This window comes from Streptococcus sp. F2 (assembly GCF_056500955.1).
The window spans coordinates 1-18,154 of the sequence record NZ_JBWKAI010000034.1; the positions used below are offsets into that span (position 1 = coordinate 1).

Here is an 18,154-nt window from a genome sequence, read left to right on the forward strand (position 1 = left end):
CAATTATCAATAGCAATAATAAAATCAATCATCGTAGTCACCTCATCTATAGTGTACTACTTTGATTGATTTTGTCATTATGAATCTAGTTTTCTGAAAACAAAAGTTTCTTCATGCGTTTGGCGTGTGCTTAAGGATAAATCAAAGAACGGTTTAAACAACCCCTTGTTCTGACATGGCTTGGGCAACCTTTAGAAAACCAGCAATGTTAGCACCAAAGACAAGATTACCTTCTTGACCAAAAGACTGAGCGGCATCAGCTGATATCTCATAAATAGTTGCCATGATGTCATAGAGTTTACGGTCTACTTCTTCAAATGTCCAGGCTAAACGACTACTGTTTTGTGCCATTTCTAGAGCAGATACAGCTACCCCTCCAGCATTCGCTGCCTTGGCCGGACCAAACAAAATTCCTGCCTCTTGGAATACTGCAATAGCTGATAAGGTTGAAGGCATGTTAGCCCCTTCTGTAACGGCTAGAACACCATTGGCAATCAGATTTTTGGCAGCTTCTTCGTTTAATTCATTTTGAGTCGCACATGGGAAAGCCAAATCTGCTTTGAGGGACCAAATACTTCCTTTATCTGCTGGTGTAAAGACAGCATCTGGACATTTTTCGAGGTAAGCATGAATACGGCCACGATCAACTTCTTTGATTTGCTTCAAAAGGTCAAGGTCAATTCCCTTGTCATCGTAAATATAACCTGACGAATCGGACATTGCCATAACTTTAACGCCCAATTCTTGTAATTTTTCAGCAGCATAGATGGCCACGTTACCAGAACCTGACACAAGAGCTGTCTTACCAGTCAGGCTATCACCTTTTGCAGCTAGCATCTGTTGGGCAAAATAGACCACGCCATAGCCTGTTGCTTCCTTACGGGCTAATGAACCACCATAAGTGAGTCCCTTACCTGTTAGCACACCATTTTCAAATCCACGCAGACGTTTGTACTGACCAAATAGGTAGCCTATTTCTCGGCCTCCAACTCCAATATCTCCTGCTGGAACGTCTAGGTCTGGTCCAATATGTTTTTGCAATTCAGTCATAAAACTTTGGGTAAATCGCATCACTTCGGCATTAGATTTACCTTTAGGATCAAAATTGGATCCTCCCTTACCACCACCAATTGGTTGACCAGTTAGAGAATTTTTAAAAATCTGTTCAAAACCTAAAAATTTAACAATGGATTGGTTCACTGAAGGGTGAAATCGCAACCCCCCTTTATAAGGCCCAAGAGCTGATGAAAATTGAACACGGTAGCCACGATTCACTTGAACCTTGCCCTTATCATCCACCCAAGGAACCCGAAAACTCACCACTCGCTCAGGTTCTACCAACCGCTCTAAAAGGTTCTCTTCCATATACTGAGGGTAAGCTTCAAAAACTGGTACCAAGGAGTCAAAGACCTCTTCAACTGCTTGTAAAAATTCTGTTTCATGCTCATTCTCTTGTTTAACTTTCTTAAAAACACCTGCAACGTATGCTTTTGCTGTTACCATATCTTGTCCTTCCTTATCTATCGTGTCAAGTATAGTCAATATTATAAATTTTCTGAATTTTACTGTCAAGTTTTTCAGTTACACAAACCGTTATTTTCTGATATTCAATGAGTATTGATCCCAAAATAGAGAACTGGACTCAAAAAAACATCCTCTTGTTTAAGAGAATGTTCTTCATACCCTATTAGCTTAGGGTTGACTGGATTTAAATTGACTATGATAGAGATCAAAATAGAAACCTTGAGCAGCCAATAAACTATCATGGTTCCCTTGTTCAATGATCTGACCATCTTTTAATACTAGAATCTTATCAGCTTCTTGAATTGTAGACAGACGGTGAGCGATCACAAAGCTTGTTCGTCCTTTCATTAACCGCTTCATCGCCTTTTGAATCAATAATTCTAGCCTAGTATCTACCGAAGAGGTCGCTTCATCTAAAATCAGAATTTTAGGATCAGCCAACAAGGCCCTTGCAATGGTTAAGAGTTGTTTTTGACCTAAGGAAATATTACTAGATTCTTGGTTCATCACCATGTGGTACCCACCTGGCAAGGTTCTGATAAAATGATCCACATTGGAAGCTTTGGCTGCTTCTACAATAGCCTCATCGCTGGCTTCAAGGTTCCCAAAGCGAAGGTTATCTTGGATTGTCCCTTCGTAAAGCCAAGCATCTTGTAGGACCATACCAAATTGGCGACGATAGGATTGACGTGACAGGTCACGAATATCATGCCCATCAACAGTAATAGATCCTTTATCCACATCATAAAAACGCATCAAGAGGTTAATGAGAGTCGTTTTCCCAGCTCCAGTTGGTCCTACAATCGCAATCATCTCACCGGGGTTAACATCAAGTGTAAACTCTTTGATCAAAGGTTTATCAGCCTGATAGGAAAAATCCACATGGTTAAATGAGACTTGACCTGTTAAATCCTCATCCAGTTGATCTGTCACAAGCATGGCATCATCTGCCTCATCCAGAACCGCAAAAATACGTTCTAAGGATGATTTAGCACTCTGTAATAAACCTGCTAACTGGGTGATGGTTTGAATTGGCTGACTGATTTGCCAAATATATTGAACAAAAGCTTGCATATTCCCAATGGTCAATTGTCCTGCCATAACTTGCAGACCTGCGACCAAAGCAACAATCATATAGACAGAATCAGAAATAAAATGCAAAACAGGCATCATAATACCGGATAAAAAGCTTGCCTTAAACCCAACCTCTTGCAAGTGTTCAGTAATCTGATGGAAGGCTTGCTCTGAGGCTTCTTCGCGGCCGTAAAGTTTTAAGACGTTAAAACCCGATAGATTTTCCTGAACAAAACCATTCATCTCTCCTAACACCTTAGCTTGCTCTTTAAAATAAGGTTGTGATTTTTTTAAAATGAATTGAGATGAAGCATAGATAATAGGAATAGCAACAATCACAATCAAAGCTAGTGTCAGATTGAGGTACAAGACCATTCCCATCACGAGAAAAATGGTAAGAAAGGCATTGACAATCTGCAAGAAAGATTGTTGCAAAGCATTTGACACTGTCTCAACATCTGAGGTAAAGCGTCCCAGCATATCCCCAAACTGGTGTTGGTCAAAATAAGAGACAGGAATACGATTAATTTTTTGACTCAAGGCCTGTCTCAAATCACGAATAGTCGATTGAACAGCCTTGGTCATGACATAATTTGACCCATAGGCTCCGATTTCATAACATAATGCACGAATAAAATAGACAAGCAGTAAAAAAGCAATATAAGAGGTATTAATCCCTGCTCCTTCAATTCCCTTAGCCATATCAAGAAGATTAGATGACAATTCTGTAATGACTAAACCAAGCACAAAGGGTTCCAAGACACTCATAACAGCACTAATAATTTTAAGGAAAACTGCTAAAAAGATTAAGCCACGGTAGGCCCTTAAATAGGTCCACACCCGCTTAAAAACATGTTGCTCTGCCATTAGTCCACCTCCTCTTCCATGAGATTTCCTTTGTTTAATTGCGAATCAGCAATTTCACGGTAAATAGCATTGGTTGCCATCAATTCCTCATGCTTTCCTCGACCGACAATTTCACCTTGATCTAGAACGATGATTTGATCGGCATCCATGATAGTCCCAACCCGTTGAGCTACAATCAAAACAGTCGCTTCCTCTGTTACTTCTTTCAGGCGCTTCCTTAAAGCAGCATCGGTTTGGTAATCCAGTGCCGAAAAAGAATCATCAAAGATATAAATATCGGGTTTTTTAACAACCGCACGGGCAATCGATAGCCGTTGTTTCTGACCACCTGATAAATTACTTCCTGCTTCTGCTAGATGGGTCTGATAGCCTTTTTCGCGGCTAGCAATAAATGCTCTAGCTTGAGACACATCCGTAGCTTCATCTAATTCCCAATAGCTAGCATCTGCCTTACCATATTTTAAATTGTCTTCGATAGTTCCTGTAAATAGCAGAGCTTTTTGTGGGATGAAACCAATTTTAGCACGAAGAGATTTTAACTGATAATCTCTGACATCTACCCCATCGACCAAGATTCTCCCAAACGTCACATCATAAAATCGAGGAATTAAATTCACCAAGGATGATTTTCCTGACCCTGTTGAACCAATAAAAGCGATGGTTTCCCCAGGCTTGGTTTTAAAAGAAATGTTATGTAGAACAGGACTTTCTGTTTCTCCAGGATAGGCAAAGGTGACATTGTCAAATTCGAGATAACCTCTTGTCAAGGTCTCTGTTACCCCATCTTCATTTTTAGAAATAGAGATTGGCATGTCCATGACTTCTTTGATCCGTTTGCTGGAAACTGCCATTTTAGGATACATGGTAAAGAGATTAGCAAACATCAAAAACGAAAAAAGGGCATGAAAACTATACTCGATAAAGGCTACCAAATCCCCAATTTGAATTTGTCCCTTAGCCAAAGGGTCTAAGGCAAACCAAACAATGGCTACAATCATGGCAATAATGATTTGCACAAATAGTGGTTCTGTCAATCCTGTTAAGGTGAAGAGGCGTTTAGAAATGCTGGCGTATTCTTGATTACGCTCATCAAAACGTTCCTGTTGAAATGCTTCTCTCGAAAAGGCTCTAATCACGCGCAAGCCAGTCAAATTTTCTCTGACTAACTGATTAATGTGGTCTAAACTTTCTTGTTGTTTTTCAGAGAGAGGCCTTGTTTTGACGGCGACATAAACAACAACCAGTACCAAAAAAGGCATGGATACCGCTACAATCCATGCTAACGATGGACTTGTCAAGAAAATCATCAACACTGAAAAAATCATCATTAAGGGCGTCACTACTCCTAAACGTAAAGACATTTCAGCAAACTGCATGAGCACAAAGGCATCACTTGTCATTCGGGTAACCAAAAAAGCAATCCCAATTTTTTCATATTCTGTATGAGAGTAATCCTGCAACTGACGATACATGTCATTGCGCAGCTCCTTGATCATGGTTGTCGTTAACTTACCAGATGCATAGGATAAGATAATTCGACCAAGAACACCTAACACAATAATGACAAACATGACCAACGTCCAGCCATATAAGGCTTTGGTATCCTGCTGCATGATTCCTTGATCTATCATCCGAGCTAAAATAGTGGGCAATCCTAAATTAACCAGAACAAATAATAGACCACCTAAAATGTCCAAAGCCAACCACTTAGGCTTTGATGATAAATACGACCAAATCAGCCCCATTTTTCTCCTCCTTCAAGTAATAAATGATGAATGAAAAGAAGCGCAATCGAGCACTTCTTTTGTTGTTATCACTAGTGTACCATAAAAATGACATTGACATACAATTCTTACATTTCTAAGCCACTAAGGTAGTCAAACCGTTCGTAAGCTTCCAGTAAATCCTTATTTTTTTGCTCTAAATCCCTTTGAAGCTGAGCTAGCTGACCATAGTCACTTGCTACTTCTAACATCTGACGTTCAATGTCTTCAATCTGGGCCTCAAGCGTGGCAATCGTATCTTCAATTTGAGCCCATTCTTGTTTTTCAAGGTAGGACATGCGCTTTCTTTCCTCTTTCGGAGGAAGCGGCACTTCTTCAATGACTGTGGCTTTAACCAAGTCAGCCTCAACTGTTTCTTTTTCAAAAACTTTTTCATCAAGGTAATCACTGTAATTGCCATAAAAAACACGAATATCGCCTTCTTCAAAGGCTAAAATCTTAGTGGCTATTTTGTCTAGGAAATAACGATCATGACTAACCGTAATGACTGGTCCTGCAAAGTTAGCTAAAAAGTTTTCTAAGACCGTCAAGGTGGCAATGTCTAAATCATTTGTTGGCTCATCAAGGAGAAGAACATTTGGTTTTTCAATGAGCAGTTTTAGCAAGTAGAGCCGTTTTTTCTCCCCACCAGATAATTTAGCAATCAGCGTGCCATGACTTGATCTCGGAAAAAGAAATTGCTCTAAAAGCTCACTGATACTCGTTGTTCCCACGCTTGTTTTAACCTCATCAGCCACTTCTTGAAGGTAATTAATGACCCGTTTGGTCTCATCCATATCTTTGAGCTGCTGAGAGAAATAACCTACACGAATAGTATCTCCAATATCAAGCTTCCCAGAAGTTGGTTCAAGATCTCCATTAATTAAATTCAACAGGGTAGATTTTCCGACGCCGTTATCTCCAACAATGCCAATACGATCTTTATTTTGAATAATCAAGTTAAAATCCTTAATCAACTGTCGGTCACCATAAGCAAAAGAAAGGTCTTCAAAGTGAATTACCTTCTTCCCAATTCGGCTCGTTTCGAAAGTCATCTCCAATTTATCCGCAGAACTGTCTTGGTAAACTTCTTTTTTCAAGTCACTGAAACGATTGATTCTAGCCTGCTGTTTGGTTGCACGCGCCTGTGGCTGCGTCCTCATCCAGGCTAATTCTTGTTTATAGAGTTGCTTCTTCTTGTGTAAATTAGCAGCATCTCGTTCGTCTTGTTCTGCTTTTAAGCGCACATAGTCTTGGTAATTGCCTTGATATTCTGTCAGTCCCGCCTTATCCAATTCAAAAATACGGGTGGCCACATTATCCAGGAAATAACGGTCATGGGTAATAAAAAGGACCGTCTTTTTAGCTGTTTTGAGATAGGTTGTTAACCAAGCGATGGTGTCAATATCAAGATGGTTGGTCGGCTCATCCAATAAGAGTAAGTCAGCAGCCCCTAGCAATACTTGAGCTAACTGGACACGTCTTCTCATACCGCCTGATAGGTCTCCCACTTTTTGTTCCAAATCCGTGATGCCTAATTTTGATAGGACTGTTTTAACATCACTTTCAATAGACCAAGCATCTAAGCGATCCATTTCAGACATGAGGGACTCTAAGGTCTCTTGTTTATCCTCAGTATAATTCGCCATCAATAGTTCATATTGACGAATCAGCTGAATCGCCTTAACATCAGATGACAATACCGTATCTAAAACAGAGTCTGCATCGTTAAATTCAGGATCTTGTGTTAAGTAAGCGATTTTGTAATCATTGGCTTTGGAAAATGGAGAATTGTCTCCGTCAAAACCAAGCCTTCCCGACAAGACATCTAAAAGAGTTGTTTTTCCTGTCCCATTAACCCCAATAATCCCAATACGGTCAAAGTCATGAATAATAAAGGAAATATCTTGAAAGACAGTCTTATCTCCCACCGTTTTTGTCAGTTTCTCCACCAAAAAATGGCTCATGTTGCTAATTCCTCTCTAACAAATGCTCCAATGGCATCTAACTCATTAGCAAGATGACCTTCCACAATAGCTAACTCAATGCGTTCAAGTATCACTCCCAACTCTGGTCCTGGTTTCAAACCAAAGTTCTTTATTAAGTGAGAGCCATTCACCACGATGTCATGTTTATCATGAATAGCTAATGCTTGGTCTAATTGCTCAATATAAGCCATGTCAACGTCTTGTCCCATAGCTTGGCGAAGGGATTCTATCAACCTTGCCTGTTTTTTACCATATTGATAAATATCCAATTTTTCAAAAGGTCTTTCTTGTCGAATATGGTAAAGGGTCACTAATTGTGCCACACAGCGTTGAAAATCATTTGAGGTTTTCCAAGCCTTTAAAAATGGCTTAGGATTTTGAATCGATAAGCTTATGATCAAATAAGCCCAAGCTTGATGGTGGTCACTAAAGGTAAAGTCATCAGCTAGGGACACTGTTAACTGCTTTAAAGCTATTTCTTGTTGTCCCAGACCTGGTAAATAGTCGTAAGCTTGACAAGCAATCATAGCCAAGATACCTTTTCGCCAATGAGGTGCCATCAACAATTTATCAAATTCAATAAAGGAACGCTCTACCGAAATTTTTGCTAACAGTGGGGAATGACTTTTCATAGCTTCGAAGGTAGCAGACTCGATATCGAAATCCAAACTTGCGGCAAAGCGAAAGCCTCTCATAATACGGAGGGCATCTTCTTCAAAACGGTCTGCTGCCTCTCCTACTGCGCGTAATCGCTTTTGCTCTAAATCTTGTAAACCTGTAAACTTATCAATCACTTGACCATTTTCATCAAGAGCCAAAGCATTCACAGTGAAATCTCTACGCTTAAGGTCTTCTTCTAAAGAGCGCACAAAAGACACTTGACTAGGACGGCGATAATCCACATAGACATCTTCTGTCCTAAAGGTTGTGATTTCATACTCACCACCATTTTCAAGCACGAGTACTGTACCATGTTCAATGCCAACATCGACAGTTCTGTTAAAAATCGCTTTGGTCTCTTCAGGATAGGAGCTAGTCGCAATATCTACATCATGAATAGGACGACCCAAGAGCACATCTCTGACACTGCCACCCACAAAGTAGGCTTCATAACCAGCTTCTTTAATTTTATTCAATATTGGTAAAGCCTTCTGAAATTCAGAAGGCATTGTCATTAATTTCATACGTTATTTTCTAACCTATTATCTAAAGGACTAGTCACCCTACCTTAGGTCACTAGCTATTTCGTAAGGGGGTTTTTGCTATCTGACTGAGACTTGGCGCCAGCTTTCCCAAAAGATAACTAGGCGCGGGGTGTAATCCCAAAGGCGACTGCTCCTTCTCCTAGATGAGTAGCAATAACAGCACCAAAGTGAACTTCTGCGATGTCGCACTGGTAGCCACTATCTTGCAAGAGTGCCTTCAAGTGATCTGCCTTATCTTGGGCTTTCGAATGAATAATAGAAACATCGTATTGTCCATTTGCTGTCAAGTCATTAAGAATCTCTACCAAACGTTTCATGGCTTTCTTCTCTGTTCTGACTTTTTCGTAGACCACGATTTTTCCTTCATCGTCAAAATACAAGATAGGCTTAATGCTCAAAAGATTACCAAGCAGTGCTGAACCGTTTGATAATCTTCCTCCTTTAACCAAGTGATTCAAATCATCCACCATGATAAAGGCTGTCGTACCATCAATCTGTTTTTGCAACTGATCTAGAATTTCTTGGAAGGTTTTCCCTTGACGAGACCAATCTAATACATTTTTAACCATGCTGCCCAATGGAGCTGATGTGATTTTACTATCTGGAAAGGCAATGACCAAATCAGGATGTTCTTCAACTAAAAACTGGATATTTTGCCAGAAACCCGAAATACCACCAGCCAAGAAAAGCCCGATGACATGTGTGTAACCCTTAGCAGACAAAAGGCCTAAAAGCTCATCTAGTTCCGATAAGCTGGGCTGACTTGTCTTAGGGAGCTCTTGTGAGGTTGCCATCTTTTGATAAAAGTCATCGATGGTCAGATTACGCCCTTCAAAATAGGTATCGCCATCAATAATAACTGGAATATCAAGACTAAAAATAGCCTCATCCTGCTTTAAGTCAGTTGGTAATGCTGCTGTGCTATCAGTAATTACTGCTAATTTCATTAATTCTTAAACTCCAAATTAATGCCCGGGCGGTCCAAGGCAATTTCTGTGACATCATAAGTCAAGCGTTTAACCATATCTAATAAAGGTGCTGCTAACGATTCAACTTCTTCTTGGGTAAATTCACTTGGTTTATCTACTAAACGATCTAAAATACGAACCATCTGTGAAATTACTCCACTAATCACAAATTCTTCTTTGACAATAACAAATTGTAACACAGAGACGATAGCTGTTTCCTTTCGAGCTTCATCTTTATTAATCAATTGGAACGTCACTTCAAAATTGGTTTCTGGTGTTCCGTTTTCTTTTTCCCATTCGAGATTTCTAGCATCATAGTGGTATTGATTGACAAATTCTTTTTCACGAACTAATTGCATGTATTCATTCTCCTTGATGTCGATATGACTCATTATAGCATAGATTTGAAGATTATTAAAGTAGACTTAAACTAGTATTTTTTCTGAGGATGACGGTCAACAACCTTGGCATTGGCCGCTAAGGCTTCTTCTCCCTTAGAAAGTAGCCGATAACCTCTGAGGTCAACTAAAGCGCTCAATTCTTCTTCGCTAAAATGACTTAAAACGGCTTGATCTAATTCATCTCGCTTCATTTTTGACAGTCCTTTAACTACTTGTTGTCCCAAAAAGTCTTTTAAACGGCTAGCTGGTAAATGGCAGAGCGATTCTCTTGCAGAGTCTTTTTGCACATAACCTTGAGAGATGAGCCAGTCCAATTCTTTTTGCGCATCAATGCCATAGGTCGTGTAAAAATATTTATGATGACTATTAGCAGTTGTATAGGTCCCGAACTGAATGCGCCATAACATTACAATGTGACCAGGAAGTAACCCTTCCTTGGTACGCTCCATGTTACACTTAGGAATAGGCTTGTGCAACAACTCTTCTTGATAAGCGGGAGCAATGTAAGGCATCTCAGCATGATTTTGGTATACTTCTTTAATTGTTTTCATTATTTCATTATACCAAAAAATCACCCGTTAGGATGATTTTTAGACTTATCTTAATAGTTAAAGCGTTGTGCCCATGCTTCATCAATTGCTAGGGTTTCCGCATCTGTATAATTGTGACGGTACTCATTCCAAACGTAGCCTGCACCTGCTAAGGAGACTCCTTGGTCTGAAGCATTTGTCACATCATAGGCTGTTAACCCATACGTTTCAATAATATTGTTTAACTTCAAGTTATAACTCGTATCTGTAGCGTATAGGCCTGTTAAGGCTGCTGTCGCATCTTGATACGACAGTGTATTTGATTTTCTAGCACCAGCATACATATTAGAGCTTAGTAAGTTAGCGTAGTCATAAAGTGAATCAGCGATACTTGGGTATGCTCTAAAGGGTTGATCGATAGTGTAGGTATTTCCTGCTCCATCATCTTCCCAAGTTGACATGGTAACTGACGAGCCATTATAGGCCCCTTTGATGCCAAAGAAGTTATAATAGGGTGCTTGGCTAAGGCCAGATTGACCGTTACTTGATTCTAAAATAGCTTGAGCAATCATCACAGAAGCGTAAAGGTCACGCTCTTGAGCGATAGCGCTGGCTGTAGGTCCAATATTATTGATAAATGCCTGTGTCGAGGTACCAGTAACTGTTTCTGCTGATACTTTAGAGGTACGGTTAGGTTGTCTCATTGCACTGTAAGCTCCTAAACAAGCCGCAAGAACAAAAAGACTGATAAGTAGAAGCTTACCTTTCTTTTTTACCATTAGTGATTAAATCCCTTTTCTATTCATTTTCTATGTTTCTATTATAACATAGGAAATCTAACAAGGACTTATCCACAGCTGATTTAACCAGATTGATAACTTTTGTCTTAAAATCGAAATATTTCTTCCAATTTAAGGGGATTTTGTGGATAAAGCTTATTATTTCATGGGACTATCAAAATAGGTCAGTTGATAAACAGCAATGAGTTCATTTAATTTGGTGTTGTAAGTGGTATCAGTGGCATAGGTTCCTGTTAGTGCAGCTGTGGCATCGTGATAATGAGAACCTAGGTTTTTATGGGTTTTGGTATACAGAGGATCATTCAGAACTCTAGCATAATCTTCAAAACATGCTGTCATACTACCATAAGAGCGAAAGGCGTCGTCAATTTGGTATAAATTTCCTTGCCCATCATCTTCTAAGGTAGGAAAAATAGCCGACCGCCCCTTATAATCCCCTTTAATACCAAAAAAATTGTAATAAGGTTTCTGACTCAACTGGGACTTACCATTGTTAGACTCTAAAATAGCTTGAGCCATCATCACTGAACTATATAACTTTTCTTTTTGAGCAACTGCTTGAGCTGCATGGCTAATTTGCCTTACAAAAACCATTGTGTCATGAGTCGCATAAGCGGTTAACTCTTGCTGAGCCTTTCTTAGTGTCCAAATACTAACAAAGGTACTAAGCAATACTAAACACAAAGCAAGAGCGTTTAATGAGGGATTAGTAGTCCTTCTCCTTTTCTTTCTTTTCAAGCCATGTCCTCACTTCTTATTCTTTCTCTTTAGTATATCAAAAAACTAGAACCTTAGCAGATTCTAGTTTTAGTAAGGAAAAAGTCTTTTAATGTTAAGCTTTTTTACGAAGGGCACCGAAGAGGATTCCGGATACAATAGCACCAATCGCTACAAAGACAAGGTATAAGATTGGATTACTTGTTAAGGCGATGACGAAGATACCACCATGTGGCGCCATTAATTTAATGCCAGCCAAACCAACAAGAGCTCCTGTCAAGGCAGAACCAGCAATAAAGCTAGGAATTGCACGCGCTGGGTCAGCTGCGCCAAATGGGATTGCTCCTTCAGTGATGAAAGAAAGTCCCATGACAATGTTGGTCAAACCTGATTCGCGTTCTTCTTTAGTAAATTTATCTTTAAACAAGAGAGTGGCTACAAAAACAGCTAGAGGAGGTACCATACCACCTGCCATAACAGCAGCCATAACGACTGAACCGCCATTTGCGACAGTAGCTGCTAAAGTTCCTGTACCAAAAACGTAAGCTGCCTTATTAACAGGGCCACCCATGTCAACAGCCATCATACCACCAACAAGAAGTCCCATAAGAACAGCAGAACTTCCTGAAAGACCTTGTAAGAAATCATTAAGCGCTGTATTAATAGCTGCCATTGGGATATTGACAAAGAGCATCAAGAAACCAGTGACAAGGACACCAAGTAATGGGTAAAGAAGAATAGATTTAACCCCTTCAAGAGATCGTGGTAAGCCTGCTAATAATTTACGTAGAGCAAGAATAACACCACCAGCAAGGAAACCACCAACAAGAGCCCCAAGGAAACCTGATGGCACACCCGCTAAAGCCAAGCTAGCTTCTCCACCTGATGCAAATGGAACCTTACCAAAAGCAAGTCCACTCGATGCAATAGCACCTGCCACAAAACCAGCAACCAAACCTGGTTTTTCAGCGATAGAGTATGCAATGTAACCCGCTAATACTGGTAACATGAAGGAGAAGGCTGCACCACCAATTTTCATGAAAATAGCAGCTACTTCATGATAAGATCCAAGATTGCCTAGTTGGTCTTTTGGCACACCAAGCATGTTATCCAACAAGAAAGCTAGAGCAATCATAATCCCGCCACCAATAACGAATGGCAACATTTGAGAGACACCACCCATCAAGTGTTTATAGAAAGCACCGCCTAAGCTTGTTTTCTCAGATGATACTGCTGTTTCAGACTTCCCGTTCTTAGCGTGGTAAGTGTGTCCTTCATTATTCAAAATCAAAGAAATCAATTCTTGACTCTTCTTGATACCATCTGCAACAGGGCGAGCAATTAATTGTTTACCGTCAAAACGATCCATTTCAACTGCTTTATCTGCTGCAACGATAACACCCTTAGCTTTCTGAATATCTTCAGCGGTTAAACGATTAGCCACACCAGAAGCGCCGTTTGTTTCAACTTTAATAGCTACTCCCATTTCTGCAGCTTGTTTTTTCAAAGCCTCTTCTGCCATATAAGTGTGAGCAATCCCTGTTGGACAAGCTGTAACTGCAACGATAAAATCTTGACCACTTGTTGGCGCTACCACTTCTTCTTTAGCTGTTGAAGCCTCATCAAAGACAGCAAGAACGTCATCTGGTGTCGCTGCAGCACGAAGTTTATCTGCAAAACCGTCTTTCAAAAGGTATTGTGATAATTCTGCTAGCGCAGCCAAGTGAGTGTCATTTGCCCCTTGAGGTGCAGCAATCATAAAGAAGAGATCCGTTGGTTGACCATCTAAAGCCTTATAATCCAACCCTTTATTTGATTTCGCAAATAAAACCGCTGGTTCATCAACCACAATATTTTTAGAATGAGGCATGGCAATACCGTCGCCAAGTCCAGTTGATGTTTGTTCTTCACGTGTCATGATACTCTTTTTAAAGACATCAAAATCGTGAACAATACCTTTTTCTACTAATCGTGTAATCATCTCGTCAATGGCAACTTCTTTCGAAATAGCCTGTAAGTCAAGAATCATAATATCTTTTCTCAATAAATCTTGAATCTTCATCGTTTTTCTACCTCAACTTTATGATATGTTTCCTTAATAAATGCAATTGTCGCCAAGTCATCAGAGAAAGCGGTTGCCGTACCACACGCTACTCCCCATTTCAAGGCTTCTACTGGGTCTTTACTCTTAACAAATTCGCCTGTAAATCCAGCAACCATAGAATCACCAGCCCCGACAGAATTTTTGACCTGCCCTTTAATTGGCTTAGCAAAATAGGTGGCTTCCTCAGTAACCAACAAGGCACCATCACCAGCCATCGAAATGAGGACATGCTGGGCTCCCATCTCTAAAATTCGACGAGCGTAGGTTTCTACATCGTTAAGACTGTTTAACGGAACACCAAAAATAGCTTCTAGCTCATGGTTATTAGGTTTAACTAACAAAGGATTATTCGCAAGGGCATCTAAGAGGGGTTGTCCTTCAAAATCGCAGACCACCTGGGCACCACTTTTCCTAACTAAAGGAATCAATTCCTTATAAATAGCATTCCCAAGATTAGCTGGAGCTGATCCCGCAAAAACAACGGTATCGTCTGAGATCAATTGGGATAACTTAGCTTTCAAGGCTTCCAATTGTTCCTGACTAATCATTGGCCCTTGACCATTTATTTCAGTCTCTTCTTGCGACTTAATTTTAACATTGATACGGGTATCCTGGTCTACCTTCACAAAAGCCGTTTCAATGCCTTCATTCTTTAAACTATCTTCGATAAAATGTCCAGTAAAGCCGCCAAGAAAGCCTGTCGCCGTATTCCCAACTCCTAATCGTTGCAAGACACGACTGACATTAATACCTTTTCCCCCTGCAAACTTATCATCACTGACCATGCGATTCACTGTTCCCAGATTTAGCTGGTCAATTCTGACGATAAAGTCAATCGAAGGGTTTAAGGTCACGGTATAAATCATAGTTCAATCACCTTTGCCTTTTCCTTTATTTTTTTGAGAATCCCTGTCGAGGCTGCCTCAGTAATAATAGTCACCTGATCAATAGCAGCTACTTTAACAAAGGATACCTGACCGATTTTCGTGCCATCAACCAGAATGTAAGACACCTTTGCATTCGCAATGACTGCTTTTTTTATCACGGCTTCTTCCATATCTGGGGTTGTTAGATAGGCCTCATCAACACCATTCATACCAAGAAATGCTTTATCAAAGTTCATCTGTCTGATTTGTTCCAAAGCCACGCTCCCAATACTCGCATCAGTCGTTTGCTTGACATACCCACCAATGATAATCGTTTTGATGGATAAATCAACTAAGCGAGTCGCATGATGGATGGAGTTAGTAACGACCGTAACATTTTTTCCTTGTAGAAAAGGGAGTAAAAATTCCGTCGTTGTCCCAGCATCAATAAAAATCACGTCATTATCATAGATGAATCGGGAAGCTTTTTGAGCGAGCGCCTGTTTGATTTGACTGTTTTTGACAGACTTCTCCTGATTAGACAATTCCTCTTGCAAGGAATGAAACAATTCAGCTCCACCATGAACACGGTGCAAACGTCCTTCTTGCTCCAGTTCCCCCAAATCTCTACGGACAGTTGACTCAGACGAATCCAGCAGCTGCATCAAATCTTCTAAAGCAACATAGTTATCTTCTACGATTTTTGCCATAATCAACTGTTTTCGTTTTGATTTTAAGATAGAATCACCTCTTTCTGAAATCGGTTACAGTTATTATTATACCTTTTTGTTCTCTAAAGTCAAGCATAATCTTCCAAAAACATTCAATCTCTGTCACTTTTTCCTACCCATAACTTCGATAACCTGAAAGAAAGTATCAAACCTAAAAAAGCCCTTCACAAAGGATTTAACCCTAATGTGATGAGCTTTTCAAATCTTTTTAAATTAGTTAATCTTTAAAATAGCCTCTTTGGCATGTACCAACTGTGTAATCAAGCGGCAATATGGGGTATCAATGCCCAGTTTCTCACCTTTGGTATTGACAGCTCCATTGATAAAATCAATTTCAGTCAGGCGATGGTTTTGAACAAGATCTTGGTGCATTGATGGGTAATGGTGAGCAGCCTTAACAGAAGTGTCCATGACATAAGTTGTAATTTCGTCTTCGTTCAAGGCAACACCTTCTGCTTGACCAACGATAACAAACTCATGAATGATTTCTTTAACCATTTTGAGACCGTCTTCACTGGCAAATAATTCACCAATTGTACAATCTAGAAGGGCACAAGTTGAATTCATGGTACCGTTCACGCAAGCTTTTCGCCAGATGTTTGGCACAACATTCTCATCATAAGTCGCATTCAAGTTAGCTTCATTTAACAAATCAGCCACTTGGTGTCCAGCTTCTTGATTGCTTGGATCCATGCTTTGTAAGTTAAGTGCTCCCACACCTTGAAGATGAGCACGACCAGGACCTGCCAATCCAGCTGTCCAGACAGTAACTCCCATTAGAATGTTGTGTTCTGGAATGTACTGACGAATAACGTCTTCATGTCCAAGACCATTTAAAAGGCAAAGCACTTTGGTTTCTTTTCCAATAATGCCTTTAATGTCTTGAAGCATTTGTGGCAACTGCATTGCTTTTGTAAACAAGATAATTAAATCGGCTTCTTGAGTTGCTTCGGTTGGTTTCATGATAGGAAGCTTAACCGTTTCTTCCACATCACCTGTTACAATCAACCCGTTTTCTTTAATGGCATTGATATGATCTTCCCAGTTGTCTAACAAAATCACATCATTATTTGTTTTTGAAATTTGGTAACCAAAACGGCAACCCATGGCACCTGAGCCAGCAATATAAACTAACATGTTTTCCTCCTATTAGCCTTCAAAGACGAAAATGTCTTCTTTATAAAGTTTTAGAATATCTTTAGCAACCTTATGCGCTGCAAAAGCAACTGCAAATGGTACAACAATCCAAGCAAGGATAATAATAAGTACTGAGCTACCACCTGCTAAAGAAGCAATTGGTCCTACTGCACCAACCAAACCAAAACCAGATGAAGCTGGTGTCCCAACAAGATTAAACAATGGTACCGTTAATGAGCTAATTGCTGCAGTGACCACCATCGGAATAGCCATGATAGGATGTTTTAAGAAGTTTGGCATCATCATTTTCATAGCCCCAAGTGCAATAGCAATTGGTACACCTGACTTATTAACTTTGAGTGTTGCCCAAACAAGAACTGCAGCTGTTGATGCAATTCCCATAGACGCAGCACCGGCAGCCATCCCATTTAAACCAACAGCTAAACCAATAGCCACTGTTGAAATCGGACTAACAATGATAAGCGAGAAAGCAACTGCAATTAAAATAGACATTAAAATAGGTTGTAAGGTTGTAAAGGAATTAATCCCTTGCCCAATTAGCGTTGTCACATAAGACACATAAGGCAATAACTTCCAACCAATGTAACCAACACCTGTTCCGATAATAATTGGTAACAAGATAATGGTTAAAGAGCCAAATTTATTCCCAAAATACTTAACCGCTAAAACCGCAAGGCTAGCTGTAATCATCATATTGATGAGGTCCCCAATACCTCTAAGTTGGAAAGTACCTGTTGCTACACCTTTTTGAACAACCTCAGTATAAGCCCAGGCTCCAGAACCAATATAGGCTGCTCCACCAACCGCCAACTGTTGCATTGGGTTAAACTTGAACTGTTGACCAATCAAAAACCCTGCCATAATAGGTGTGAAGAATTGGAAGACTTGCACAATGTGTAAAAATTCTGCTGCTGCTGCATTTGGCAGAAGCGGCTTTAAAAAAGTTGCTAAAATAGCATTTGGAATGAGCGCCACAACGATAGCAATCGCTGTACCCGCTAAGACCTTATTCATAAAAGAACTAAATGTCTCTTTATCTGTTGTTGTCATGATAGACCCCTTTTCATTGTAATGTATTATCCTGTGAAAACCATCACACTTTTTTCACAATGTCTATTTTATCACAATGCCTTAGACTTGTCACGAACACTTGACAAAAGTGCACGCCGTACGCATGAAAACTTTCTCTTCATCCTTTTGTGCCTGGACATCAATTTTGAAAAGATTCCTTTTTAAATCAATCATCTGCTTAGCCTCTTTCTCCAAATAATTGGACTAAATAATCTTTCAAATGGACAGAAATATACCGTTGTTTGCGACGATAACTGAGATCTTTTTTAGGAAATACCATCACTTTGAGAAAATATAAGCACATTTTTCGGATAAGATTTAGGTTAAATGCGGCTCTTTTATCCAATGTCTGATGATGATCTTCATGATAAACAACGTCCAATAACC

The 18,154-nt window shown here is 39.9% G+C and carries 15 protein-coding genes and 1 pseudogene; all 16 read right to left on the reverse strand.

Going from position 1 to position 18,154, the window contains the following annotated elements; translation table 11 throughout:
- Window positions 1-153: 153 nt before the first annotated feature.
- Window positions 154-1,503 (reverse strand): NADP-specific glutamate dehydrogenase, encoded by a 1,350-nt coding sequence (gene gdhA / locus ACYTR8_RS09065; protein WP_479642034.1) that lies wholly within the window; start codon window positions 1,501-1,503, stop codon window positions 154-156.
- Window positions 1,504-1,692: 189 nt separating this feature from the next.
- Window positions 1,693-3,465, reverse strand: a complete 1,773-nt coding sequence (locus tag ACYTR8_RS09070; RefSeq protein WP_479642035.1) for an ABC transporter ATP-binding protein — start codon at window positions 3,463-3,465, stop codon at window positions 1,693-1,695.
- The gene (locus tag ACYTR8_RS09075; protein ID WP_479642036.1) at window positions 3,465-5,210 is read right to left on the reverse strand and encodes an ABC transporter ATP-binding protein; all 1,746 of its coding nucleotides are present in this window, start codon (window positions 5,208-5,210) and stop codon (window positions 3,465-3,467) included. Before ACYTR8_RS09075 ends, ACYTR8_RS09070 begins: the two co-directional genes overlap by 1 nt.
- Window positions 5,211-5,317: 107 nt before the next feature.
- Complete coding sequence (locus tag ACYTR8_RS09080; protein WP_111716160.1) at window positions 5,318-7,195, reverse strand: ABC-F family ATP-binding cassette domain-containing protein; 1,878 nt, start codon at window positions 7,193-7,195, stop codon at window positions 5,318-5,320.
- Entirely contained in the window at window positions 7,192-8,400 is a 1,209-nt protein-coding gene (locus ACYTR8_RS09085; protein ID WP_479642037.1) for a CCA tRNA nucleotidyltransferase, read from the reverse strand. Before ACYTR8_RS09085 ends, ACYTR8_RS09080 begins: the two co-directional genes overlap by 4 nt.
- 119 nt (window positions 8,401-8,519) lie before the next feature.
- Window positions 8,520-9,368, reverse strand: coding sequence for a DegV family protein (locus ACYTR8_RS09090; RefSeq protein ID WP_129555817.1), 849 nt, complete (start codon window positions 9,366-9,368; stop codon window positions 8,520-8,522).
- A complete protein-coding gene (locus tag ACYTR8_RS09095) occupies window positions 9,368-9,748 on the reverse strand; it encodes a DUF1149 family protein (RefSeq protein ID WP_003050280.1) in 381 nt (126 codons plus the stop codon). Before ACYTR8_RS09095 ends, ACYTR8_RS09090 begins: the two co-directional genes overlap by 1 nt.
- A gap of 71 nt (window positions 9,749-9,819) precedes the next feature.
- Window positions 9,820-10,341 carry a hypothetical protein gene (locus ACYTR8_RS09100; protein ID WP_479642038.1) on the reverse strand — a complete coding sequence of 174 codons (522 nt, stop codon included), beginning with the start codon at window positions 10,339-10,341 and terminating at the stop codon, window positions 9,820-9,822.
- Window positions 10,342-10,391: 50 nt separating this feature from the next.
- Window positions 10,392-11,099, reverse strand: a complete 708-nt coding sequence (locus tag ACYTR8_RS09105) for a glycoside hydrolase family 73 protein (protein WP_111716153.1) — start codon at window positions 11,097-11,099, stop codon at window positions 10,392-10,394.
- A 159-nt stretch (window positions 11,100-11,258) separates the two neighbouring features.
- On the reverse strand, window positions 11,259-11,858 hold the full coding sequence (locus ACYTR8_RS09110; RefSeq protein WP_269760690.1) for a glycoside hydrolase family 73 protein: 600 nt from the start codon (window positions 11,856-11,858) through the stop codon (window positions 11,259-11,261).
- 94 nt (window positions 11,859-11,952) lie between these two features.
- The gene (locus ACYTR8_RS09115; RefSeq protein ID WP_269760689.1) at window positions 11,953-13,899 is read right to left on the reverse strand and encodes a PTS fructose transporter subunit IIABC; all 1,947 of its coding nucleotides are present in this window, start codon (window positions 13,897-13,899) and stop codon (window positions 11,953-11,955) included.
- Window positions 13,896-14,807 (reverse strand): 1-phosphofructokinase, encoded by a 912-nt coding sequence (gene pfkB, locus ACYTR8_RS09120; protein WP_479642039.1) that lies wholly within the window; start codon window positions 14,805-14,807, stop codon window positions 13,896-13,898. The genes ACYTR8_RS09115 and pfkB overlap by 4 nt, the downstream gene beginning before the upstream one ends.
- The gene (locus ACYTR8_RS09125; RefSeq protein WP_111716142.1) at window positions 14,804-15,517 is read right to left on the reverse strand and encodes a DeoR/GlpR family DNA-binding transcription regulator; all 714 of its coding nucleotides are present in this window, start codon (window positions 15,515-15,517) and stop codon (window positions 14,804-14,806) included. The genes pfkB and ACYTR8_RS09125 overlap by 4 nt, the downstream gene beginning before the upstream one ends.
- Before the next feature lie 234 nt (window positions 15,518-15,751).
- A complete protein-coding gene (locus tag ACYTR8_RS09130) occupies window positions 15,752-16,675 on the reverse strand; it encodes a 2-dehydropantoate 2-reductase (protein ID WP_003050257.1) in 924 nt (307 codons plus the stop codon).
- A gap of 12 nt (window positions 16,676-16,687) precedes the next feature.
- Complete coding sequence (locus ACYTR8_RS09135) at window positions 16,688-17,746, reverse strand: PTS sugar transporter subunit IIC (protein ID WP_479642040.1); 1,059 nt, start codon at window positions 17,744-17,746, stop codon at window positions 16,688-16,690.
- A 199-nt stretch (window positions 17,747-17,945) separates the two neighbouring features.
- Window positions 17,946-18,154 (reverse strand): annotated as a pseudogene (locus ACYTR8_RS09140) (ISAs1 family transposase); the annotation flags it as partial.

Coding starts and splice junctions, on each gene's coding strand:
- ACYTR8_RS09070 (WP_479642035.1), bottom strand. CDS start 3,465: ATGGCAGAGCAACATGTTTTTAAGCGGGTGTGGACCTATTTAAGGGCC.
- ACYTR8_RS09115 (WP_269760689.1), bottom strand. CDS start 13,899: ATGAAGATTCAAGATTTATTGAGAAAAGATATTATGATTCTTGACTTA.
- ACYTR8_RS09075 (WP_479642036.1), bottom strand. CDS start 5,210: ATGGGGCTGATTTGGTCGTATTTATCATCAAAGCCTAAGTGGTTGGCT.
- ACYTR8_RS09090 (WP_129555817.1), bottom strand. CDS start 9,368: ATGAAATTAGCAGTAATTACTGATAGCACAGCAGCATTACCAACTGAC.
- ACYTR8_RS09130 (WP_003050257.1), bottom strand. CDS start 16,675: ATGTTAGTTTATATTGCTGGCTCAGGTGCCATGGGTTGCCGTTTTGGT.
- ACYTR8_RS09125 (WP_111716142.1), bottom strand. CDS start 15,517: ATGGCAAAAATCGTAGAAGATAACTATGTTGCTTTAGAAGATTTGATG.
- ACYTR8_RS09095 (WP_003050280.1), bottom strand. CDS start 9,748: ATGCAATTAGTTCGTGAAAAAGAATTTGTCAATCAATACCACTATGAT.
- gdhA (WP_479642034.1), bottom strand. CDS start 1,503: ATGGTAACAGCAAAAGCATACGTTGCAGGTGTTTTTAAGAAAGTTAAA.
- ACYTR8_RS09080 (WP_111716160.1), bottom strand. CDS start 7,195: ATGAGCCATTTTTTGGTGGAGAAACTGACAAAAACGGTGGGAGATAAG.
- ACYTR8_RS09085 (WP_479642037.1), bottom strand. CDS start 8,400: ATGAAATTAATGACAATGCCTTCTGAATTTCAGAAGGCTTTACCAATA.
- ACYTR8_RS09100 (WP_479642038.1), bottom strand. CDS start 10,341: ATGAAAACAATTAAAGAAGTATACCAAAATCATGCTGAGATGCCTTAC.
- ACYTR8_RS09135 (WP_479642040.1), bottom strand. CDS start 17,746: ATGACAACAACAGATAAAGAGACATTTAGTTCTTTTATGAATAAGGTC.
- pfkB (WP_479642039.1), bottom strand. CDS start 14,807: ATGATTTATACCGTGACCTTAAACCCTTCGATTGACTTTATCGTCAGA.
- ACYTR8_RS09105 (WP_111716153.1), bottom strand. CDS start 11,099: ATGGTAAAAAAGAAAGGTAAGCTTCTACTTATCAGTCTTTTTGTTCTT.